Origin of the sequence: Pyxidicoccus sp. MSG2, from assembly GCF_026626705.1 — a bacterium.
In the GTDB taxonomy this organism is placed as follows: Bacteria; Myxococcota; Myxococcia; order Myxococcales; family Myxococcaceae; genus Myxococcus.
This window is the reverse complement of the sequence record NZ_JAPNKC010000001.1, coordinates 6,207,961-6,230,101: the sequence shown is the minus strand read 5'-3', so window position 1 is coordinate 6,230,101 and position 22,141 is coordinate 6,207,961. Positions and strand designations below refer to the sequence as shown.

Here is a 22,141-nt window from a genome sequence, read left to right as displayed (position 1 = left end):
GACAGACTCACGGAAGACTTTCTCGTCTGGAATGACTCAGGTTTTGATTCATGTATCGCGCGTCGTATTTACGGGCGCGCGAGCCTGCCGCGCGTCACGCGGCAGTGACACGGTGAAGGTGGTGCCGTCGCGCTCGGACGAGCTCACGTGCACGCTGCCGCCGTGGGCCTGGACAATCTCCCGGACGATGAACAGGCCGAGTCCCAATCCACCCCGACGCCGGCCCTTCTCGCGCGCGGTGGCGGCCTGGCGGAAGGGGTCGAACAGCGTGGCGAGCTGCGGCGTGGGGATGGGGGCTCCGGGGTTGTTGACCTCCAGGACGAGCCAGGTGTCCTGCTCCTCGCAGCGCAGCATCACCGGGGCGTCCTGCGCGCCGTGCTCCAGCGCGTTGCCGACGAGGTTGCTCACCACCTGCGCCAGCCGGTCCGCGTCCCAGACGCCGTCCGCGCGGCCCTCCACATCGAAGGCGATGTGGCGGTCCGGCCACGCGGCGGACAGTTCCTCCACCACCTGCCTGCACAGGGTGGCGAGGTTGGCTTGCGCGAGGTTGAGCGGAATGCCGCCGGACAACCGCGCGCGCGTGAGGTCGAGGATATCTGAAATCATCGTCCCCATCCGCGCCGCGCTCGTCTCGATGCGCTGGGCGAGCTGTTGCTGGTTGGAATTGTGCGGGGTGCGACGCCGCATGGCCCGCGCGGACAGGGAGATGGCGTTCAGCGGGTTGCGCAAATCATGTCCGAGGATGCCGATGAAGCGCTCGCGGAAGCGGGCCTCCTCGGACAGCCGCTCCAGGGCGCGGTGGCGCTCGGTGATGTCCATCATGGAGCCAATCATCCGCACCGGGCGACCCGCCGCGTCTCGCGCGAGCACGCCCCTGTCCAGCACGTGGGCCCAGGTGCCGTCGCCGCGTTGGAAGCGGTACTCCGCCTGCCACGTGGCGCCCGTGGAGGCCACGAAGGCGCGCAGCCCGGCGGCCACCGCGTCGCGCTCGTCGGGGTGCACGCGGGCCTGCCACCAGTCCAACCCGTGGGTGGAGGGCTCCTGGCCGTAGCCGAACCACTCCCCAGGGCTGGCCTCCCAGCGCACGGTGCCGGCGCCGAGCTCCCAGTCCCACAGCACGTCATGGGTGGCGCGCGCCGCCAGCCGGTAGCGCTCCTCCGCCTCGCGCAGCGTGGCCTCGGCCTGCTCGCGCTCGGTGCAGTCCATGACGACGCCCACCATGCGGTGCGCGCGCTCGCCGTCGCGCACGCCCTGCCCCACCGCCTCGTACCAGTGCGTGGCGCCGTCCGCATGCCGGCAGCGGAACTTGAGGGTGTAGGGGCCGTCCGCCGCCAGCGCCTGTTCAATCGCACGCGCCACGCGGGGCCTGTCTTCCACCACCACGCACGAGAGGAAGCCCGGCAGCGAGCTGCCCAGCGTGCCGGGGAGCTGCCCGAAGAAGGCGTCCGCCTCTTGCGACCAGGTGACGGCGCGGCGCGCCTCCGTCCACTCCCACGCCACCATGCGCGCGGTGGTCAGCGCCAGCCGCAGCAATTCCTCGCGGGTCCGCAGCGCGCTCGCGCCCTCCAGCGCGGCCTCCGCCCTGCGCCGCGCCTCGCGCTCACGCTCCAGCGTCTCGCGCAGGGCCCGCGCGTCCTCCTCCACCGGGGGCAGCAGCCACAGCGAGAAGCCCTCCCCCTCCCTCATCGCCACCGCCTGGAAGCGCGCTTCCCCGCCGTCGCACCGCACCCGCAGCGGGACGGACAGCGGCACGCCGGTGGCGACCAGGCGCACGCAGTCCTCCAGCTCCAGTCCCGTCACTCCGTCGGTGGGCCAGCGCGACAGGTGGGCGTCCAGCCCCCAGTCGCGCACCACGTCCCCGGCCGCCGCGTTGTACGACGTCCACAGGAAGTCGAGCACCTCACCGGAGGGGTTCCGTACCGGCTCGAAGAAGAGGCAGGGCGCCGGGCTCCCGGCATGAGGCGTCCATGCCAGGGCGGACCCTGGGAGTGATGACAGACCCGCCATCGGCTTTCCCCCAGCGCGCGCCGCCCAGACCCGCGGCACGAAGCATGCGGTGGAGGAAAAGAGTGCCATGTCCCCACCGGAGCGAGCCTGTCCCGGGGTACAGCCCCCCGGCCCATTGCTCACCCGTGAGCACTTCGCCGCTCAGCGGGCCGCCGTACCCGGGAGGGCGGCCAGGGACTCCTTGAAGTGACGCATCACCCGCTCCCACATGCGCTGGCTGACGAGGGGGTCGCCCACCATGTGCGTGTAGCCACTGAGGGGCAGCAGCTCATGCGGCCGGCCCGCTCGGAACAGCGCGTCCGACAGCTTCAGCGTGTGGAAGAAGTAGACGTTGTCGTCCGCGGTGCCGTGGATGAGCAGCAGCCGGCCGATGGGCCTGTCCTGCTTCGCATAGGTGAGCAGCGAGCTCTTCTCGTAGGCCTCCGGATGCTCGTCGGGCAGGCCGAGGAGGCGCTCGGAGACGTGGGTGTCGTAGTCGCGCCAGTCCGCCACCAGCGCGCCGGCGACGGCGGCCTTGAAGACGTCCGGCCGCTCCATGGCGGCGAGCGCGCTGATGTAGCCGCCGTGGCTCCAGCCGACGATGCCCGCGCGCTGGAGGTCCACCTCGGGCACTTCCGCCGCGAGCGCCTTCAGCGCGGCGACCTGGTCCTCCAGCGTCACCAGCCCCAGGTCGTACTTCACGGCGCGCAGCCAGGCGCTGCCCCGCAGCGGCGTGCCGCGCCCGTCGAACTTCACGACGAGGAAGCCCTGGTCCGCCATCCACTGCGACAGGAGGCTCTGCGCCATGCTCTGGTGGACGCTGGTGGCGATGGCGCCGCCGTACACGTCGACGATGACGGGCAGCTTCACGCCGGGCTTGAAGTCACGCGGGCGGACGATGGACGCCCAGAAGCGCTCCCTGCCCACCTGGCGGACCTCGAGCCGGGGCTGGAAGGGCGGCTCCTTCGCCACGGAGGGCAATTCGCCCACGCGCGTGCCGTCTGCCTTCAGCACCTGGGCGCGGCGCAGGCTCGTGGGACCTTCCGTGAGGAGCACGGCGAGATGGCCCTTCTCGCTCATGCGCGCGGACTCCAGCGCCGGGCCGCCGGACGTCACGCGCGCAGGCGCGCCGCCCTTCACCACGCGCCACAGGTAGCGCTCGGTGGGGTTGGGGCCACCGAGGAAGTACAGCGTGTCCTCCGCGGGCAGGTAGCGCACCAGGCCGCGGAAGCCGGCGTCTGGCTTCACCAGCGAGCGCACGAGGCCGCCGCCCGCGTCGCGCAACTCCACCTCCAGGGCGCCGTTGCGCTCGGTGAGCCAGAGGAAGCCGCTGCCGTCCGGGAGCCACTCGGGGAAGGGCGGGTGCAAATCCAGCCACGCGTCGTCCTTCTCGGTGAGGAGCACGCGCGTGCGGCCCGTCTTCACGTCCACCGCGAGCACCTGCTCTTCGGTCTGCAGGCGGTTCTGCACCAGCAGCGTCAGCGGCCCCTTCGCCGGCCACGTGACGGAGGCGAGGTACGGGTACTTCGTCGCGTCCCAGTCCACCCACGTCGTCCTGCCGCCCGTCACGGGCGTGAGGCCCAGGCGCACCTTGGCGTTGGCCTTGCCCGCGCGCGGGTAGGGGAAGCGCTGGGCGCCGGCCTCGGGGTGCATGACGTCGACGATGGTGAACTGCTCCACTTGGGAGGTGTCGGACTCGGTGTAGGCGATGAGCTTCGAGTCGGGGCTCCACCAGAAGCCGGAGAAGCGGCCCATCTCCTCCTGGGCGAGGAACTCGGCGAGGCCGTGGGTCTTCTCCGGCGTCCCGCCGCGCGTCACCCGGGACTCGGTGTTGGAGGCGAGGTCCACGCGGTAGACGTCGTTGTCGCGCACGTACGCCACCTGGCGGCCGTCGGGGGAGAATTGCGGGTCGATGGTGCCCGGCCCCGTCTTCAGTTCCGTCACCTTGCCGGACGCGCGCTCGACGACGTAGAGGCGGCCGGACAGCGACAGCCGGAGCCGCTCGCCGTCGGTGGACAGCGCGTAGGAGGCGAAGCCGGAGGCCACCATGCGCATGCGCTCGCGCCGGGCCTTCTCCTCGGCGGTGAGCGTCTCCTCGGCGCCCTTGAGGAGCGACTCCGGGGTGAGCACCTCGCGCGTCTGGCCCGTCGCCACGTCGAAGGCGAAGAGCGTCTGCGCGCCGGAGGGAGGCTGGGCCCGGAGGAAGAAGACTGTCTTCTCGTCGGGGGTGATGGTCCCGAGGCCGGGACGCCCGAGGTTGAAGTTGCGTGTCTCGGACAGCTGCCGGAGGAATGAATCCTCGGTGGGAACGGAGGACGGCGCGGGCTTCGACTGAGCCAGGACGGGAGCGCTCAGCAGTGCGAGCGCCGCGAGGAGGTAGCGCATGCGGGGGCCGGCCACCCCGTGTCAGGGGTCGCCGCTCCGTGACAGCGAGGAGTCACTGCGAAATCACCCTACCGCAGGCGCTGTGACGGTACAGCCGCGCGCGCTTGCTCCGTGGAGGAAATCTCCGTCCACGCCATTGTAGGTCAGGCTTCCTCGTCGGGTAACAACGTCTGCAACAACTCGTCATCGGGGCCAAGCGGGCGCCAGCCAGGGGGCGGCGGCGTAGCGAGAAGAGCATCGCCGGCCTGCCTTGCTCGCTCCTCATGCGTATCGGGGACGTGGGCAGTCCATGAACTGAGCGCCATGATGGCCTCGAAACGGATTTCTTCGTTCATCACAGCCGGCCAGCCGTCAGGAAAACTCTCGGACAACTCGCGCGCGAGTACGTCGCGGACACAGCGTGTAACCTGCTTCCGCTGTTCCGCTTCAGCAAGCAACGCGCTCAACACCTGCACGCCCGCGACGTCATTCCTGCCAAGTTCCTCGGCCAGGAGATACAGCGGGACGGCAGGGCGCGCCTCAGCGAAGGCGGTCAGCGAATCATACCCGCGCTCGCGGACCCGCTCATACAGGCGAACCCTCCAGTTCCCCTGCCAGGAGCGGTCCTCGCTCATCGCCTTCTCCCAGAAGCGAAGTTCATCGGGATTTTATAGTTCCTCATGCTCCTTGCGACGAGCCTCAAGATCTCGCTTCGCGACAATCTCCGGCCAGCCCTGGCCTCGGCGTCGAGCAACTCCTTCATGATCATCCGGTTCCATTCTTTGGGCCACATGCGTCCCAGGCGCCAATCACCCCCACCGTGAATCGCCTCGTGGTGTGCCTGCTCCAGCCTGACGCAGAAATGGTCGATGTCCATGTCACCCGTGAAACCTCGCTGCTCGAACCATGCACGGCGCTCCCGCGGCAGGACGTGGTGCAGCGGATTCTCGGACATGCCCGCTCCGGCTCTACCGGTCTCGCGCATGCCGCGAACCTCGGGCCCGTCACCGAGCGCGTCACGCACGCCCCGCGGCAGGTCCCCGTTCGACTGCGCCATCATCACCTGACCTGCATGAATGCGGACGGCAGCGCTGACGACGGGCACGGAGATGACGCCCGCCTTCACGAGCCGGCGAATCATCTCCACCCACTCCGCGGAAACGACGAGCCGCGAGCCCGCCATCACTCCACCCGAGCCCATGACGAGCCCCACGCCGACCGTGGCGGGAGCGGCCGGCGGCAACCGGGGCAGTGACAGCTTCAGCGTCGAAACGAGGGTGAGCATCTCCACGAACTGCGCCGCCGCCATCGCCTGCCCGCTGCGCTCCATGGCCGTGCGCGCGCCCTCACGGATGGAACCGAACTCGCGCGCGAGCTGCCCCATCAACCCGGGCATCGTCGCAGCCGCTGTCTCGACCCGCTCCGGGTCCTGTGATGCGAGCGCCGCCAGGGTGGGCTCCATCATTCGCTGCACGCGGTCCATGTCCTTGAGCAGCCGCTCGGCGCTGTAGGCCGGGCACTGCTGGAGCACGACGTCAGCGAGGTTGAGGAAGTCGAGCCATGCGGCGAGCAGCATGTCGCCGAACATCGCGGCCTGGAGGCGTGGGCCCGTCATCCCGAGGAGGCCCAACTCCATGTCCGCGTCAGCGACCTCTTCGGCTGCATCCACCAGCGTGGTTGCACCACCGAGTGCGCCCCGAAGCCATGGCAGTTGGCTGGAACCGTAGGCGACGTAGCGAATGAAGACGCCGTTGGCTCCACCAATGCCCGCCTTGCGAGCCGCGAGCTTCGCGAGCGCGTTGGCGCTTCCGGAAGTGGAGTCCCTCACCTCGTCAACCGCATCGACGACCGCTTGACGGGTCAGCGTGGCGCTCTGCCCACTCGACACGCCACCGGAGGCCATTCCCGTCACGACTTCACCGGAGCCCTGAAGGCGATTCAATCGCTCGGGCTCCCCGGCACCGCGCGGCTGGTAGCTCAGGCCTTCCCTTCGGCCGGGCGCCGCCGGCAACGACGCACAGCTTGTGGTGAGCACGGCCACGCTCAGCAGCAGGGCCTCAGCGCGCATCGTCCACTCCCAGGCCCACCCCGTGGGACGCGCGGCTCAGGCCCCGTGCCGGGGCAGGCGCACGGTGAAGGTGGTGCCGTGCGCCTCGGAGGACACCACGTCCACGCTGCCACCGTGGCCACGGACGATGTCGCGGACGATGTAGAGCCCCAGGCCGATGCTCCGGCTGGACTGGCCCTCCTTCAGCGTGCCACGCGTCATCGGCTCGAACAGGCGGGGCAGCAGCTCCGCGGGGATGAAGGCTCCACCGTTGAAGACCGTCATCACGGCGCTGTCCCCGTCCACCCACGCCGCCACCCGCACCGGCGCGCTCGAAGGGCTGTACGTCAGCGCGTTGCTCAAGAGATTCGTCAGCACCTGCGAGATGCGGTCCGGGTCCCACTCGCCCTTCAGCTCGGGCCCCACGTCCAGCTCCACGTGCCGCCCGGAGTGCGCCACCAGCACCTCGTCCACCACCTGGTGCACCACGTCCTTCAGGTCCGTGGGCTGGGGGTGCAGCGCAATGCCGCCGCCCAGCCGCGCCTTGGTGAAGTCCAGCAGGTCGCGAATCATCCGCGCCGCGCGCTCGGTGGCCTGGTTGATGCGCGTCACCATGCGCCGCTGCGCGTCGGACAGCTCGCCCTTCTTCTCCATCAGCCCCGCGGACATGGAGATGGCCGCCAGCGGGTTGCGCAGGTCATGCGAGACGATGCCCACCAGTTGCTGCTCGAACTCGGCGCGGCGCCGCAGCTCCTCCTGCGCGCGCCGCTGCTCCGTGAACAGGCGCGCGTTCTCGATGGAAATCGCCGCCTTCGCCGCCAGCTCCTCCAGCAGCCCCAGGTCGTCCCGCGTGAAGGGCCGGTCCGGGCCGAAGCGACACAGCGACAGCACGCCCACCACGCGGCCCTGCATCCGCAGCGGGACACCCACCAGGCTGTGGATGGGGAAGCGCAGGACGGCCTCCTGCCGCTCCGGCGGCACCATGGCCAGCAGCGCCTCCTGCGTCACGAAGGGGATGAGCTGAGACTGGCCGGACGCCAGCACGCGCCCGCTGAAGCCCTCGCCGGAGCGCAGCGGCACCTGGAGCACCTCGCGGTAGAGCGCCTCCGCCTCCGGATTCACGTGGTGGAAGGTCTGGAGCTCCAGCCGCTCGCCGTCAGCGGACAGGAGGTAGAGCGCGCACGCCTCCGCGAGGTGCAGCGCCACGTGCTGGGCGATGGTGTCCAGCAGCCCGCCCAGGTCGCGGTTGGTGACGCTGAACGCGTCCGAGACCTCACCCAACAGCCGCAGCCGCGCGGCGGCCGTGCGCGCCTGCTCGTGGGCCCGGCGCTCCTCGGTGGACAGCCGCACCCGCTCCATCGCCTGCGCGCACGCGTGCGCCAGCGCGGTGAAGAAGGCCCGGTCCATCTCCGTGAAGACACGCGTGGTGGCGAAGGCCAGCGCGATGGCGCCCACCACCCGGCCTTTCACCATGAGCGGCAGCGACACGGCCGCCTCATGCGCGCCGCGCGCGTCCACGTCCGGATAGTGCTCCTGCCACTCTTCCAGCGAGCCCAGCCAGATGGCCCGCTGCTCCCGCACCGCCTGGGTGAGGGGAATGGGCGCGGACAGCGGCACCCGGCGCCACTGCGTCAGCACCGCTTCCGAGTAGCCGGTGGCGTCCACGATTTCGAGCGTCTCGCCGGCCGCGTCCAGCAGGTTGACGGCCGCCGCCCTTGCCCCGGCCGCCACCAGCCCGTGCTCGAAGAGGGCGCGGCACACCTCCGCCACCGTGTCCGCCTCGGACAGGCGGGCGGCGAAGTCGCGCAGCCGGTCGATGTAGCCGGACGCCCGCAGCGCGGCGTCGCGCGCCTCGGCTTCCTTCTGCTTCAGCAGCTCCGACTGGCGCCGCACCTGTTGCTGCGCGCGGAACAGCTCCACGAAGACGGACACCTTCGAGCGCAGCACCTCCGGAGGGAAGGGCTTCTGCAGGAAGTCCACCGCGCCGGTGGAGTAGCCGGTGATGAGCTCCACGTCGTCCCGCCCGTAGGCGGTGAGGAAGATGATGGGGACGTTGCGCGTGCGCTCGCGCTGCTTGATGAGCGCCGCCGTCTCGAAGCCGCTCAGCCCCGCCATGCGCACGTCGAGCAGGATGACGGCGTACTCCTCGCGCAGCAGGAAGCGCAGGGCCTGCTCACCGGAAGGCGCCTTGTCCATCCGCACGCCCAGCGGCTCGAGGATGGCCTCCAGCGCCACCAGGTTGGCGGGGTTGTCGTCCACCAGCAGCACCGCGGGCACCTCGACGCTCGCCATGACGGGGTGGTGCGAGGACTCTTCAGGTGGCGGCAGCAGGGGCGCCAGCATGAGGCTCGGCGCTGTCACCGCATGGTGACGAGCGGGAGCCCCCAGTCGCTCGAAGCCCTCGGCCTTCGTCGGAATCCCGTCCTGGAACATGAAGAGGTCACCTGGGTGTTCGGCGGTCCGGAGTGCGTCCGGGCCCATGGCCCCGGGGGCGGGGGCTCTGGGAACAAAAGTCAGCTTAGGATTACACCTCCGCGAAGGAGCGCGTGCCCCGCACGGCGGCGGGGCGGGCAGGTAAGCGTGCGCTATCCATCAATCCTCCTGCTCAGTAGCGCCCCTTCACTCCAAGAATGGGCAGAACGATGGGCAGGCCCACCGCCTCCTTGGTGAGCGGCCGTCCGTCGCCGCCGTTGTACTCGAAGCCCACCGTCTCCCGGCTGATGGTGACGTTGAGCATGTCCAGGTACGCCTCCAGGTTGAAGGAGTCGTAGACCCACGCCTTGGACAGCCGCAGGTCGAAGCGGAGGAAGCCCGGCAGCCGGTCCACCTCGTCCCGGTCCGACTTCACCCACGCGGGCCGGCGCGCCGCGTCCTCGCCCTGGCGGTGCGTCTGCGTGCCCAGGGAGCCGTACTCCGGGCGGCCGCTGTTGAAGTGCACCACGCCGCCCACCGTGACGCTGTTGGAGAACTTGTAGCTGAGCACCAGGTTGACGATGTGCGTCTGGTCGAAGGCGAAGGGCAGGTCCTTCTCGTCCTCGCCAATGACGTTGCCCGCTCCGTCGTAGCGGTAGAAGCGCGTGAGACGGGTGCTGCGCTGCAGCGTGTACGAGAGCCACCCGAACCAGTTGTTCCCCAGCGGGTGGCGGATGAGCACCTCCAACCCGTACGCCAGGCCGTTGCTGGTGAAGTCCGGGAAGTCGATGTCGCCCCGGTCCGGGATGAGGCCGCCGCCGTCATCGTCCTCCTCCTGGAACGCGCGGCGCACGGCGCGTGACTGGCGAGCGCCCTTCGTCACCTCCACGTCGCCGGGCAGGTCGGGGTCCACGTCGTCCACCAGCCCCTCGTCGGAGAAGGGCGTCAGCTCGATGGTGCGCACCATGGGGTTGACGTAGACGTCCACGCCCACCTCCAAATCGCGCCACGCCTTCCACTCCGCGCCCGCGGAGACCTGGATGCCCTCCTGGAGCCCGAGCAGCAGGCTGCCCACGTCCACCACGGGCAGGCTGATGAGGGTGGTGGGCGGCTGGTGGAAGAGGCCCGCGCCGCCCTTGAGGGTGAGCGTTTCCGACATCTTCCTGCGCACGGTGATTCGCGGCTCCAGCACGCCGTGGTCGATGCCGGGAGACAGGTGGTAGTTGTCCACGCGCAGGCCGGGCACCACGGACCACTTGTCGTCGGGCTGCCACACCGCTTCCGCATACGCACCCATGAAGGTGCCCAGCGCGACGGGCGCCGTCTCCACCTCCTCGGAGCTGTCCCGCGTCTCGTCGAGGATGTCGACGATGGCGCGCTTGGAGTCGATGTCCGCGCCGCCGCGCAGCGAGAGCGTCGGGGACACCGTCATCGTGTAGCCCAGGCGCGCGGACAGGGTGCCCTGGTCGATGTAGATGGCGTTGGCGTTGTCGGCCACGTCCTCGCTGACGATGGAGAAGCGGTCCAGCCCCCACGTGGCGCCCACCTCGAGCTCGCCGGGGCCCACCGGGTGGCGGAAGCGCAGGTCCACGCGGTGGAAGATGATGGACTGCAGCGCGCTGCTGCTGAAGTCGTCCTGTGCCTCGCTGCCGAAGGTGTCCGAGGAGCCGAAGGCGAACAGCCGCAGCTTGCCCTTGCCAATGTCCTGCTCGATGCGGCCCTGGTAGTCCCAGAAGTCGAGCACCACCTTCGGGTTCTCCCGACCCGGCGCGGGCGGGGCCTGGAGGCTGTTGGCCGCGAGCGCGATGATCCACGGCGTGTACGAGTAGCGGCCGGCGAGGCTGACGTTGGTGCGGGTGTCCTCGAAGGGCGTCTCGATGAAGAAGCCCGCGTTGATGAGGTCCGCGTAGGCGCTGCCGTGGACGCCGTCGTCGCGCGGCCGGCTGAGGCGCCCTTCGATGGCGCCGCCCATCAGCCGCCCGTACTTCGGCGGCGGCGTGCCCGGATAGAAGTCGATGGCGTCGATGAAGTCCGGGTGGATGACGGCGGGCCCGAGGAACAGGTGGAAGAGGATGGGGACGCGGATGCCGTCGAGGAAGTAGCCGGTGGACGCGGGCTGGCTGCCGCGCACCACCGGGTACGCCACGCCGGACAGCATGCTGCCCACGCCCGGCATCAGCATGACGACGCGGAACGGGTCGCCCATGGTGCCGGGCACCTCGCGCAGCTCCGCGTCGTGCAGCGTGACGCGGCTCACCTCGGTGCGGTCCCTGTCTCCGCGCACCACCGTCTCGTACGGGTTGATGACGAGCGGCTCCAGCCCGTACACGACTTCCAGCGCCTCCTTCGCGTTGAGCTTCTCGCGGAAGACGAAGGGCTTGTGGCCGGGCGCCACCACGCGGACCTTGTGCGCGCCCGCGGGCCAGCGCGCCTCGAAGCGGCCGTGCTCGTCCGTCTGCACCGGTGCGTCCGGCAGCGCGTCCGACAGCAGCGTGGCGCCGGTGATGGGGCGGCGATTGCCCCGGGTGCGCACCAGGCCGCGCAGCGTGACGGGCCCGTCGGGGGCCACGCCGCCGTCCACGCCCGCCAGCGGCACGGGGGCCTCGAAGCGGTACTCGAAGAACAGGCGCACGCGCACCGGCTGCCCGTCCAGCGTGGCCGGGTTGAAGCGCAGCGACGGCGCGGCGTGCAGCGCGGCCCGGTCCAATTGCGGATGCAGTCCCTCCACCAGCGTGGCGGACTCCACCTCGCCCGCCTCGTCGATGAGCAACTCCAGCTTCACCACGCCCGCCACGCCCTCCGCCGCGAGCTGCGGCGGGTACGGCGCGGGCGAGTCCGCCACCAGCGACGGCGGCACGAAGGCCTGCTGCGGCACGCCCGCGTCCGCGACGGCCTCCGTCCCCGAGGCCTCGGCACGCGGGTCCACGGCCCAGCCCGCGTCCGTGCGCGCCAGCTCCCGCTCCACCTCCCTCGGGCCTCCGTCCGGCGCGCCCACGTCCTGCGCCCGCGCCGCCAGCACCGGCACGAGCAGTCCGAGCACCAGCGCGAGCGCGCGCGTCCGGGGCCCCCCCCTCCGCCTCTGTCCACGAATCATGTGCTTCACGTTGTTTTCGAGTCGGCCCCTGGGCCCCATGAGGCCAGGGACGGGCCAGGGTGACAAGCGCCCCCGAGCGAAGGCCCTCGCCTGACTGCTCTCATGCCGTCGAAGTTCCCCGCATCCGTCAGCGGGTGGACGGTGTGGGGGGCCTCGTCGGGGGAAGGACACGCGGCTCGGCCACCGGGGCGGGAGGACGCGAGCCGGGGCGCTCCCCACCTTGTTCTCCACCCCGGAGAACCCCCTCCATGCGATTCACACCCCCTTCGACCTGGAGCCGGCTGGCGTGCGCCGTGCTGTTGCTCCTCTCGGGCACGGTCGCCGTGGCCGCCGAGCCTCCGCCGCTGCCCGCCTTCGACCTCGAGCGCCTCATCGTGACGCCCACCTCGCGTGGCGCGCTGCTGGGCTCGGATGGCCTGCTGCTGGAGCCGGGCACGCTGCGGCTGGCGGTGGTGACGCACTACCAGCACCACCCGCTCGTCATGGTGCGAGACGGGCGCCGGGTGGGCGAGGTCGTGCGCGAGCGCGCACTGCTGCACCTGGCGGTGGCCGTCGCACCGCACCCTCGGCTGGAGGTGGGCGCGGCGGTGCCGGTGCTGCTGGGCCAGGGCGGCATGTCGCTGGCGGGGCTGGGCCTGGGGGAGCTGCGGCGCTCCGGCCTCGGAACGCCGCTGGTGCGCGCGCGCGTGGGCCTGTTGCGCGAGGCGGACGGCGCGCTGGTGGACCTGGCGGCGGAGGTGGACGCGGGCCTGCCGCTGGGACGGCGCGAGGCGCTCATGGGGGACGGGCGCTGGAGCGTGACGCCGCGCCTCGCGGTGGGCCGGAAGTTCGACCGGATGCGCGTGTCGCTGGAGGCGGGCACGCGGCTGCGCGAGCGCGTGCAGGTGGGCACGCACGCGGTGGGCTCGGAGCTGCCCTTCGCGCTGGGGGTGACGAACGTGGACGGCTCGCTGCGAGGCGAGCTGAGCGTGCGCGCCGCCGCGCCGCTCACCGGCGGTTCCCTCTGGTCCGGCGAGGTACTGGCCGGCGCGCGCTACCTCTTCAGCGAGCGCTTCGAAGTGTTTGCCCTGGGAGGCCCCGGCCTGGGGGTCGCGCCCGGCGTGCCCGCCTTCCGCGTGCTGATGGGCATGGGCTTCGACCCGCTGCGCTTGAAGCAGGAGGCCCCTTCCGTCCCGCTGCCCGCGGTGGCGCGCGAGCCGGACAGCGACGTGCGCGACGGGCTGCCCGGTGAGGACACCCTGGCCCTGGTGGAGCCCGAGGTGGAGGACGGCGCGGCGCCGCCCGAGCCGGACGTCGTGGAGGTGTTGGACATGGACGCGGACACGGTGGCGGATGGCATGGACAACTGCCCGCGCGAGCCCGGCCCGCCGTCCAACCAGGGCTGCCCGGAGTCGGTGCGGCAGGTGGTCTACCTCACCGAGAAGACGCTGGAGATTACCGAGCGCATCTTCTTCGCCTTCGACCGCGCGGAGGTGCTGCCACGCTCCTACCCGCTGATGGACCAGGTGGCGAAGGTGCTGCGCGAGCACCCGGAATTGGAGCAGGTGGTGGTGGAGGGGCACACGGACAACATCGGCCCGGCCTCGTACAACCGGCGCCTGTCGCAGGCGCGCGCGGAGTCGGTGTGCCGGCAGTTGGAGCGGCGCGGCGTGGAGGCGAAGCGGCTGCGCGCGGTGGGCCGGGGCCCGGACGTGCCCGCGGACACCAACGACACCTCCGCCGGACGCGAGCGCAACCGCCGCGTGGAGTTCCACATCATCCCGCCCGCCACCGCGACGCCGGGCAGCGCCCATGAGGCCACGCCATGATTGCCCCGCCGACGTTCGACCTGGTGCGCGCCGGAGTGATGCGCGTGGCCGGCTGGCTCGTGCTGCTGGGGCTGACGCTGCTGTGCGCGCCGTCCGCCTTCGCCGGAGATGGGGAGGTGCGGACCCACATCCTCACCGGCCCGGACGACTTCACGACGTCCACCACGGCCGACTTCACCTTCGCGTCCAACGTGGCCGACGCCGAGTTCTGGTGCAGGCTGGATGAAGGGCCGGTCTACGTGCTCTGCGACGGCGACACCTGGCACCTCGAGGGCCTCGCGCCGGGTCCGCACAGCATCCAGGTCTATGCGTACGACTGGCGTGAGGACCTGGTGGACGAGACGCCCGCGACCTGGGAGTGGACGGTGGAGGAGCTTCCTCCGCCGCTGGACGCTGGCAGCCCGGGCGATGACGGCGGCGTGCCCGGAGGTGACGCGGGGACGGGCGCGGATGGGGGCTCGTCCGGAGGTGACGCGGGCACGGGCGATGCGGATGGCGGCCCGTCACCGAGCGACGCGGGCACCGGTGACCACGACGGCGGCCCGGCGGGCGGCGATGCGGGCACGGGCGGTGGCGATGGAGGCCCGTCGCCGAGCGACGCGGGCACCGGTGGCGGCGACGGGGGCACATCCGGCGACGAGGACGGGGGGGCGAACCCGGGTGGCGGCGAGGACGGCGGCACTCCGGCGGAGGACGCGGGCACGGCCAACGAGGATGGCGGCACGGGCGACGGGGATGGCGGCACGGGCGACGACGCGGGACGACCGGACCCGGTGCCTCCGGACGACGCCCCGACCTCCGACGCGCTGGACTACCTGGGCTCGGGCATGGGCTGCACGGGCGCGCCAGCTCCGGGCGCGGTGGCGGGGCTGCTGTTGCTGATGCTCGCGCTGCGGCGGCGGCGCGGAAGCTGAGCGGCGGGCCCGCAATTCCTTACACCCGCCGCTGGAGGAAAGGCGCCGGGCACCGTCACTGTCTGGATTTCAGATCTGAAATCTGGAAGCGGGACGGCCTGCTCTCGTGGGAATCCCTTACATCCAAAGCCTGCCCGCCGTGCTGGCAAAGACATGCGGCCTCGTCGCCGCAAACCTCATTTGCCTTTCATGAAATCATTTGTTACCTGGGAATCACCTCAATCGCGAAAAAACAGCGTACGCGGGAACACGATTCGAGGCCGGCCTCGTCACACACGGAGCCACTCCTCACTCCACCTCGAGTGCAGACACGCCCAGACAGCGTGCGGCACCCGTCTGTCCATTCCCCCCTGGACTCCCCCGTCAGCCGTCCGCCCTGCCCTCCATGCAACCGCGCCTCTCGTTGAAGCTGGAATCCGACGTCATGACCCCGCTCCTCCGGGTCCGCCCCATGGCGCCGGAGGTGGAGCGGTCCCTGAAGCAGCGGTGCGCGCTCGCCACACCCGAGGACACCACGCGCGGCATGTTCTTCCGGGGCGTCCTGGAGATGGTGCGACAGTTGGGCGGCCCCGCCCTGGAGGAGGAGTGCCGGAAGCTGCTGCCGGAAAAGCGCTACCTCGACTTCTACTCCTACCCCGTCACGCACTTCCTGCAGCTCTCCTTCCTGGCGGCGCACCTGCTGGCGGACGCGTGCGGGGGCTTCGACGAGGCCCACCACCGCATGGGCCAGCAGGCCGCGCACGACTTCCTGGCGTCCGTCGCGGGGAAGACGCTGCGGATGCTCGCCCGTGACGAGCCCCGCCTGCTCCTCGAGCAGCTCCCGACGGGCTTCCGCCTGTCGGTGAGCTACGGCGAGCGCGGCATGACGTGGACGGGGCCGACGAGCGGCTGCTTCACCATGAAGCGCAACTTCATGCCGCCCGCGTACCACGAGGGCGTCCTCGCCGGGATGCTGGAGGCGGTGGGCGCGCGGGACGTCCAGGTCCACGGGCGCGACACCGGCGTGCTCGACGCGGAGTACGCGGTGTCCTGGCGCTGAGGACCTCCCAGGGCTGGCCCCGGCGTGGAAGGCACACGGCCGGGGCGGCACTCAGCGCTGGGGCAGGATGGCGGCGGCGACCTGGTTCATCAGCTTGAGCTGGCCGCGCGACATGCGCCGCAGCGTCCGCAGCAGCCGGCGCATCTCCGGCAGGTGGTCCTTGTCCCGGGACTCGTCCTCCCACAGCGCGGCGCCGACCGACGCCGCCGTGACGAGCCCCATCCCCACATCCGCGGACAGCCGCAGGGCCAGGCACAGCCGGAACAGGGTGGGCACGCTGGGCATCATCTTCCCGCGCTCCATGCGCCCATACACCTCCGCCGCGATGCCGATGCGCTCCGCGACGTCCGCCTGCGTCAGCCCCGCGCGCAGCCGCGCAATCCGGGCCTCCTCGCCAACACTCGCCGCCAGGCGCCGCTCCAGTTGCTGACGCGACTTCCTCGCGCGGTCCGTCACACTGCGGAGCCGGGGCCGCCTGCGGGGGGTAGCGGAACCTTCAGGGTGGGTCTTCACCACGTCAACCTTCTGAGTTCGGACCGAAGCCACGGCCTGAGCAGGAACAAGCCGCCCCCGGTCGCGGGCTTCCCGACTTATAACCCAGCAAGTCAGCAGGCGATATACCGATATGGCGGGTAGTGTATCCGCCCCGGGAGCGCTCCGGAAACCCGGGGCGCGCCCCCCACCCATCCCGTCACCCGCGCCTGGGACAGGGCGTGTATCCCACCCTGGACCACACCCCCTGAATTCCCTGAGAAGCGCCCTGCCCGCTCCGTCCGGAGGCCGGCGGCGTTACCGGAGCCGTCCCGCCTCCGGAGGTGGAGGTGCGGACCCGGGCGGCAGTCCCCTCCGCGCGTGGGCAGCCCCCCATCCCGGGACACGTGCCCGAGCCACCCCGGACGCTCCGCTGAAAGGCAGCCATCGCCGACACGTTCAGCGAAAGGAATTCACGCCCGGCCTCACCCGCCGGGTGTCTGCATTGACATTGAATGGCTCGCGAATCCCCGCCTGTGCGCGGGCAAGGCCGAGCCCACGCGGCGGGGCCGGGTGGTGACTACCCACCGGGTGACTTCCGGGAACAGGACGACCATACTCGGAAGGTGAGCCGGCCGACGTGGGAGGTCTGCCGGCATCAGGAGAGCCGCCATGTCGTCCCTGCCGTCCGAAGTCCCCCCGCCGCCACTGGTGCTGCTGCGCTCCGGCCGCACGACCTACGAGTTCGTTCGCACCCTGGGCCGCGCCCACCACGGAGAGCTGGTGCTCGCCCGGCGCCTGTATGACTGGGGCTTCGGTGGCTATGCCGTCGTCAAGCGACCGCTGCACGCGGTGGCCGAGGCCCCGCGCCGGTTGCTCGAGGAGGGGCGCCTCAGCGCGCAGCTCCACCATCCCAACCTCGTCACCATGCACCACCTCAAGGGCCCCGACGACGCGCCGGTGCTCGTCTTCGAGCACACGCCCGGCCACCGCCTGGACGCGCTGCTGGAGTCCTCCACCCGCGCCCAGCTCCCCTTCTCGGAGGGCTTCGCCCTCTACATCACCGCGGAAGTCGCGGACGCGCTCCACCACGCCCACGGCCTCGCGGACGAGCACGGCCGCGCGCTCGAGGTGGTGCACCGCGACGTGGGCCCCCACAACATCCTCGTCACCGAGCACGGCGCGGTGAAGCTGCTGGACTTCGGCGCCGCCTGGTCCCGGCTGCCGGGGCGTCTGGCCAGCGGCGGGCCGGACCTGCCGGGCAGCCTCGCCTACGCGGCGCCCGAGCACGTGGCCCAGATTGGCCTGGACGCGCGCGCGGACCTGTTCTCCCTGGGCATCGTCCTGCTCCAGTTGCTCACCGGCCGCCACCTCTTCGAGGGCGCGGACCGCTTCGACACGGAGGCCCGCCGCCGCCGCGAGCGCGTGCGCGTCCAGGACTCCCCCTCCCACGAGCTGGCGCTGGACGTCGCCATGCACGAGGCCGTCAGCCTCGCCGCCGCGACCGAGCTGAAGGGCCGCATCCTCGCCTACTCCCAGGCGGACCTGGACGACGCCACACGCGCGGTGCCCGCCTCCCTCCTGCCCATCGTCCAGAAGGCGCTCGCCCCGGACCGGGCGGAGCGCTTCACCACCGTCGCGGAGCTGGCCCGCGCCCTGCGCGAGCACCTGCGCCGTGCCGGCCAGCCCTTCGGCCGCGCGGAGGCCCTCGCCGAGCTGGCCGGCCTGCGCTACGCCGCGCTGCGCGTGCAGGGCGGCGAGTCCCCCGAGGAGGCCACGGAAGACCGGCTCCTCCCGGAAGACGAAGCCGCCTCCTGACACCCACCAACCCGCAGCGTGTCCTCCCGGACACTCCGGGCGTCGACGGGCGGACGCCTTCACAGTGCGGCCCTGGCGGCCATTGGACCCCGGTACAACGCTGGGGCCCATGTCCACGCCAAGTCTCGTCCTCCTGGTGGAAGACCACGCCGACAGCCGCGAGCTGCTAGAGGAATTCCTCACCCTGGAGGGCTTCCAGGTGGAGACGGCGGGCAATGGCCTCTGCGCGTGGGAGCGCCTGCGCCGCCCGCCGATGCCGGACGCGGTGCTGCTCGACTTGATGATGCCGGTGATGAGCGGCTGGGAGCTGATGCGCCACGTGCGCGAGGACTCGCGGCTGCGCACCCTGCCGGTGGTGGTGGTGTCCGGCGCGGGCAGCTCGCAACCCCTGCCCGAGGGCGTGCGCGCCACCGTGCCCAAGCCGGTGGACCTGGGCGAATTGCGCGACACGCTGACGCGCGTGGTGGGCCTGAACTGAAGGAGGGCCGCTCGCTCAGCCCGGCTGCGCGCGCGGCAACGTCACCCGGAAGGTGGTGCCCGCCTCGGCTTCGGACTGCACCTCGATGCGCCCGCCGTGGCCCTTCACCACCTGCTCGACGATGTAGAGCCCCAGCCCCAGGCCGGCGCCCGTCCCACCCGCGTGGCCGGCGGAGGTGCCGCGCCGGAACGGGTCGAACAGGCGCGGCAGCATCTCCGGGGCAATGGGCTCGCCCCCGTTGTGGACCTCCAGCACCACCGCGTCGCCCGCGTCCGCCAGGAGGAAGGTGACGGGGAGCTCGGGCGGGCCGTACTGGAGCGCGTTGCCGCCCAGGTTGCTCACCACCTGCAGGAGCCGGTCCGCGTCCCACTGGCCCTCGTAGCGGCCCGGCCCCACCTGGATGCGCAGGCTCCGCTCCGGAAACGCCGCCTCCAGCTCCTCCACGCCCTGGCGCACCACCGCGCGCACGTCGCCGACCGCGCGCTGAATCGGGATGCCGCCGCCCAGCCGCCCCCGGGTGAAGTCCAGCAGCTCCGAAATCATGCGCCGCATCCGGTCCGCGGAGCGGGCCAGCCGGGTGACGAGCCGCCGCTCGCGCTCGGCCAGCGCCTCGCTGTGCAGGAGCTGCGTGGCGGAGAGCTGGATGGCGTTGAGGGGGTTGCGTAGGTCATGGCTGACGATGGCGATGAGCCGCTCGCCGAAGAGGGCGGCCTGCAGGGCCGCCTCCTGCGCGCGGCGCCGCTCGGTGACGTCCACCATGGTGGCCACGGCGGCGACGATGGCGCCGTCCCTGTCCCGGATGGGCGCGCTGGAGACGAGCACCGTCAACCGCTGGCCGTCCTCGCGCGGGAGGAGCAGCTCCTCGCCACGCACCACCTCGCCCTGGAGCACGCTGCGCATCAGCGGCCGCTCCTCGGGAGCGTACGGCCGCCCGTCGGGGTGCAGCACCTCGGGGTAGCCGCGGGTGATGTCCTCCGCCGGGGAGGGCGGGTGGAAGGGCTGGCCGGTGAGCGCCTCCACCTGCCGGTTGGTCATCACCAGCCGCCCGCCAGGCGCCTCGGCGATGAAGACGCCGGCGGGCATCTGCTCCAGCACCGACGCCAGCCGCGCCCGCTCCGCTTCAATCGCCGCCAGCAGCCGCTGTCGGTCCACCTCCACCGCGCGCCGCTGGGTGATGTCCAGCACGGTGGCCACGCGCTGCACCACGCGGCCCGTCCCATCGCGGAAGGCCGTCACGTGGGAGTAGGCGGGGAAGCGGCTGCCGTCCTTCCGGACGTGGAGCGACTCATACTCATGGGAGAGCTTGGAGTGCGCGGCGGCCACGTGCCGGGGCAGCGCGCCGCGCGCCTCGGGCGCGAGGGTGTCCTCCAACGGCCGTCCCTTCAGCTCCTCCGGCGAGTACCCGTGCATGCGCGCGAAGGCGGGATTCACGTCGCGCAGGATGTTGTCCTCCGCGCTCACCACCACCACGCCCACGCCCAGCCGGGTGAAGACCTCCTCCCAGCGCCGCAGGCCGGCCTCGCTCTCGCGCAGGCGGGCCAGCGACGCCTCCGCCTCGGCGCGCGCCTGGCGCTCGCGGGCCTGGGCCTGCGCCTGGGACGAGCGGCTGATGGAGGCAGCCACGGCCTCGTCCATGGCCTCGTGGAAGACGCGCTCCGCCTCGGAGGTGGGGGCGACCTCGGCCCGGCGCATCCACATCCTCAGCACGCAGCCGCGCAGCAGGCGGTACTCCGTCACCACCTGCCTCAGGTCGAAGCCCTCTCCCAGCCGCTCCAGCGCGTGCAGGTCCGGAATGGAGTCCAGCCCCGAGGCCTCCCCGCCCTGGGGCCGCTCGCGCATCAGCGTGGCGACGACCTCCAGCAACCGGGGCAGGCCGTCGCGCAGCGCGGGCCGCGACAGGGCCCGCGCCCCGGGCATGGCGCGCACCTCCGCCTCCCACGCCTCCATGATGGCGTCCCGCTGCAGGAGGAGGAAGTCGGCCAGGGCGGTGGGCACGGTGGCGGGGAATTAAGTCCCCGGGTCGCCCTCCCACAACCGCAATCCGCGCGGAGTGCCGTGCAGCGAAAGGCGCGGGCCGCTCAGCCCTGGGCGCAGAAGCCGGCCACGGTGTCCAGCAGGAGGGGAATCTCGAAGGGCTTGCGCAGCATGGCCCGGGCGCCCTCGGGCGGCTCGCGCACCGAGGCGGAGAACACCACGATGGGGACCTGGCTCAGCCCGGGGTCCGCGCGCGCGTGCTCCATGAAGGTGAGGCCGTCCATGACGGGCATCATCAAGTCGAGCAGCACGAGGCAGGGGCGCTCCCCCCGGTGTCCCAGCTCGCCGAAGACATGCAGGGCGTCCTGGCCGTTCTCGGCCACATGCACCTCGAAGCCCGCGTCCTCCAGGATGTCGGCGACGGCGGCGCGCAGGTCCGCGTCGTCCTCCACCACGAGGACCGAGCCGACGCCGGGGACGGAGATTTCCATTCAACTGACGGTAGTACCCCGGGCTGACATGAGAGCTCCGGCCCCCACCAGCCAGGGAGGTCTGACTGGCGGCCTCCGCTCAGCCTGCCTGGCCCGGCGGAGGCTGCATGTGCGTCAGCCGCACCAGGCCGTGGCCCGATTCCAGGTGGTAGTGGACGCGGAAGCCCGAATCGAGCACCACCAGCCCGGCCCGCACGGTGACGGGCGGCCCTTCGAGCGGGAGTCCGGCGACGAGCGCGCCGAGCTCCGACTGCAGCCGCTCCCGCACCGCCGATGGACACCCGCGGAGGGTGCGCAGAGCCCGGGGCTCGAGCTGGAGGCGGAAGGCCATGGTACTGCCAGACTGACCAGTTCCGTCCTACGGAACAAGCCGTACCACGGGTCCAATGCAGCCGTCGGTTTCCGACGCCATGCGGGGGGGTGTCCCCCACACTCCGCTGTGTGGTGCGAAACACCCCGCCCCCTGTCCGCCAGGAAACGGGGGGTCATTTCCCATCTGGCTCGAAGTCTTCGCTGGCGGTAATCAGGCCCTGCTCGTCGCCGAGCTCCGCGTCATGTCCCGGCCCGTCCATCATCTGCTCCTCGTCGAGGATGACTCCACCTGGCAGGAACGCCTGGGAGACGCCGCGCGTGCGGAAGGCCTTCACGTCTCCCACGCCTCGGATGGGATGGAAGCCCTGGAGTGGCTGCGCACCCATCCGCGCGCCGGACACCCGGACCTCATCCTGCTGGACCTGGTGCTGCCGCGGATGGACGGCTGGGAGCTGTATGGCCAGCTGCGGACGAACGAGCGGCTGCGGCACCTGAACGTGCTGATGTTCTCCGGGGCGCTGAGCGGCGAAGAGCCGCCGCTCGGGGGCGTGGTGGGCTACCTGCGCAAGCCCGCCGACCCGGAGGCGATGCTGGGCGAGCTGCGCGCGCGGCTGCGGCACCTGCCCGAGACTCCGCTCCGCGAGCCCTCCGGGCCGTACGCGCTGCGGCTCCAGGAGCACGTGGCCCTCTCGTTGGACCAGCTGCCCCAGGCACAGAGCCACGGGGTGCGGCTGCACCTGCTGCGCGCGGCGGAGCTGGTGGGCACGGAGCTGCCCATGACGTCCACGTGGCTGATGGCGCTGCCGGGCGTGCCGCCCGCGCTGCTGGTGACGGTGGGGGGCGTACGGGTGGTGCTGGAGGTGGACGACGAGCAGCGCGTGCTCACCGCCTCCTCCATCGATATTCCGCCGGACCTCCTCCGCGTGTCCTGAG

General features: G+C 71.6%; 17 protein-coding genes. 6 read left to right on the top strand and 11 right to left on the bottom strand.

The window, feature by feature from the left end:
• Nucleotides 1–48: 48 nt before the first annotated feature.
• The 6 genes from OV427_RS24410 to OV427_RS24385 all read right to left on the bottom strand — a co-directional run bounded on the left by OV427_RS24410 (nucleotide 49) and on the right by OV427_RS24385 (nucleotide 11,903).
• The gene (locus OV427_RS24410; protein WP_267858566.1) at nucleotides 49–1,899 is read right to left on the bottom strand and encodes a sensor histidine kinase; all 1,851 of its coding nucleotides are present in this window, start codon (nucleotides 1,897–1,899) and stop codon (nucleotides 49–51) included.
• A gap of 249 nt (nucleotides 1,900–2,148) precedes the next feature.
• Nucleotides 2,149–4,371 (bottom strand): S9 family peptidase, encoded by a 2,223-nt coding sequence (locus OV427_RS24405; RefSeq protein WP_267858565.1) that lies wholly within the window; start codon nucleotides 4,369–4,371, stop codon nucleotides 2,149–2,151.
• 143 nt (nucleotides 4,372–4,514) lie between these two features.
• Nucleotides 4,515–4,985, bottom strand: coding sequence for an NUDIX hydrolase (locus OV427_RS24400; RefSeq protein WP_267858564.1), 471 nt, complete (start codon nucleotides 4,983–4,985; stop codon nucleotides 4,515–4,517).
• On the bottom strand, nucleotides 4,982–6,418 hold the full coding sequence (locus tag OV427_RS24395; RefSeq protein ID WP_267858563.1) for a DUF2380 domain-containing protein: 1,437 nt from the start codon (nucleotides 6,416–6,418) through the stop codon (nucleotides 4,982–4,984). Before OV427_RS24395 ends, OV427_RS24400 begins: the two co-directional genes overlap by 4 nt.
• Nucleotides 6,419–6,454: 36 nt before the next feature.
• Complete coding sequence (locus OV427_RS24390; RefSeq protein ID WP_267858562.1) at nucleotides 6,455–8,830, bottom strand: GAF domain-containing protein; 2,376 nt, start codon at nucleotides 8,828–8,830, stop codon at nucleotides 6,455–6,457.
• A gap of 172 nt (nucleotides 8,831–9,002) precedes the next feature.
• Nucleotides 9,003–11,903 (bottom strand): TonB family protein, encoded by a 2,901-nt coding sequence (locus OV427_RS24385; RefSeq protein ID WP_267858561.1) that lies wholly within the window; start codon nucleotides 11,901–11,903, stop codon nucleotides 9,003–9,005.
• Between the two features lie 248 nt (nucleotides 11,904–12,151).
• On the opposite strand from OV427_RS24385, the gene OV427_RS24380 reads away from it, so the two are divergent.
• The 3 genes from OV427_RS24380 to OV427_RS24370 all read left to right on the top strand — a co-directional run bounded on the left by OV427_RS24380 (nucleotide 12,152) and on the right by OV427_RS24370 (nucleotide 15,664).
• Nucleotides 12,152–13,711 carry an OmpA family protein gene (locus OV427_RS24380; RefSeq protein ID WP_267858560.1) on the top strand — a complete coding sequence of 520 codons (1,560 nt, stop codon included), beginning with the start codon at nucleotides 12,152–12,154 and terminating at the stop codon, nucleotides 13,709–13,711.
• Nucleotides 13,708–14,625 (top strand): hypothetical protein, encoded by a 918-nt coding sequence (locus OV427_RS24375; RefSeq protein WP_267858559.1) that lies wholly within the window; start codon nucleotides 13,708–13,710, stop codon nucleotides 14,623–14,625. Before OV427_RS24380 ends, OV427_RS24375 begins: the two co-directional genes overlap by 4 nt.
• Before the next feature lie 424 nt (nucleotides 14,626–15,049).
• Complete coding sequence (locus tag OV427_RS24370) at nucleotides 15,050–15,664, top strand: TIGR02265 family protein (protein WP_267858558.1); 615 nt, start codon at nucleotides 15,050–15,052, stop codon at nucleotides 15,662–15,664.
• A gap of 51 nt (nucleotides 15,665–15,715) precedes the next feature.
• Here the strand turns inward: OV427_RS24370 and OV427_RS24365 are convergent, their stop codons facing one another.
• The gene (locus OV427_RS24365; RefSeq protein ID WP_324289983.1) at nucleotides 15,716–16,120 is read right to left on the bottom strand and encodes a helix-turn-helix transcriptional regulator; all 405 of its coding nucleotides are present in this window, start codon (nucleotides 16,118–16,120) and stop codon (nucleotides 15,716–15,718) included.
• Between the two features lie 687 nt (nucleotides 16,121–16,807).
• On the opposite strand from OV427_RS24365, the gene OV427_RS24360 reads away from it, so the two are divergent.
• Together OV427_RS24360 and OV427_RS24355 are read left to right on the top strand one after the other, a co-directional pair.
• On the top strand, nucleotides 16,808–17,953 hold the full coding sequence (locus tag OV427_RS24360; RefSeq protein WP_267858557.1) for a serine/threonine-protein kinase: 1,146 nt from the start codon (nucleotides 16,808–16,810) through the stop codon (nucleotides 17,951–17,953).
• A gap of 109 nt (nucleotides 17,954–18,062) precedes the next feature.
• Nucleotides 18,063–18,431, top strand: coding sequence for a response regulator (locus OV427_RS24355; protein ID WP_267858556.1), 369 nt, complete (start codon nucleotides 18,063–18,065; stop codon nucleotides 18,429–18,431).
• A 15-nt stretch (nucleotides 18,432–18,446) separates the two neighbouring features.
• On the opposite strand, the gene OV427_RS24350 is transcribed toward OV427_RS24355, so the two are convergent.
• The 4 genes from OV427_RS24350 to OV427_RS24335 all read right to left on the bottom strand — a co-directional run bounded on the left by OV427_RS24350 (nucleotide 18,447) and on the right by OV427_RS24335 (nucleotide 21,543).
• Nucleotides 18,447–20,426, bottom strand: coding sequence for a PAS domain S-box protein (locus tag OV427_RS24350; RefSeq protein WP_267858555.1), 1,980 nt, complete (start codon nucleotides 20,424–20,426; stop codon nucleotides 18,447–18,449).
• Nucleotides 20,427–20,509: 83 nt separating this feature from the next.
• Nucleotides 20,510–20,896: a response regulator gene (locus OV427_RS24345; RefSeq protein WP_267858554.1), complete on the bottom strand. Its 387-nt coding sequence runs from the start codon at nucleotides 20,894–20,896 to the stop codon at nucleotides 20,510–20,512.
• A 79-nt stretch (nucleotides 20,897–20,975) separates the two neighbouring features.
• Nucleotides 20,976–21,227: a hypothetical protein gene (locus OV427_RS24340; protein ID WP_267858553.1), complete on the bottom strand. Its 252-nt coding sequence runs from the start codon at nucleotides 21,225–21,227 to the stop codon at nucleotides 20,976–20,978.
• A gap of 154 nt (nucleotides 21,228–21,381) precedes the next feature.
• Nucleotides 21,382–21,543, bottom strand: a complete 162-nt coding sequence (locus OV427_RS24335) for a hypothetical protein (protein WP_267863603.1) — start codon at nucleotides 21,541–21,543, stop codon at nucleotides 21,382–21,384.
• Between OV427_RS24335 and OV427_RS24330 the strand changes: the two genes are divergently transcribed.
• Nucleotides 21,472–22,140: a response regulator gene (locus OV427_RS24330; protein ID WP_267863470.1), complete on the top strand. Its 669-nt coding sequence runs from the start codon at nucleotides 21,472–21,474 to the stop codon at nucleotides 22,138–22,140. The genes OV427_RS24335 and OV427_RS24330 overlap by 72 nt on opposite strands.
• The last annotated feature ends 1 nt before the right edge of the window (nucleotide 22,141 follow it).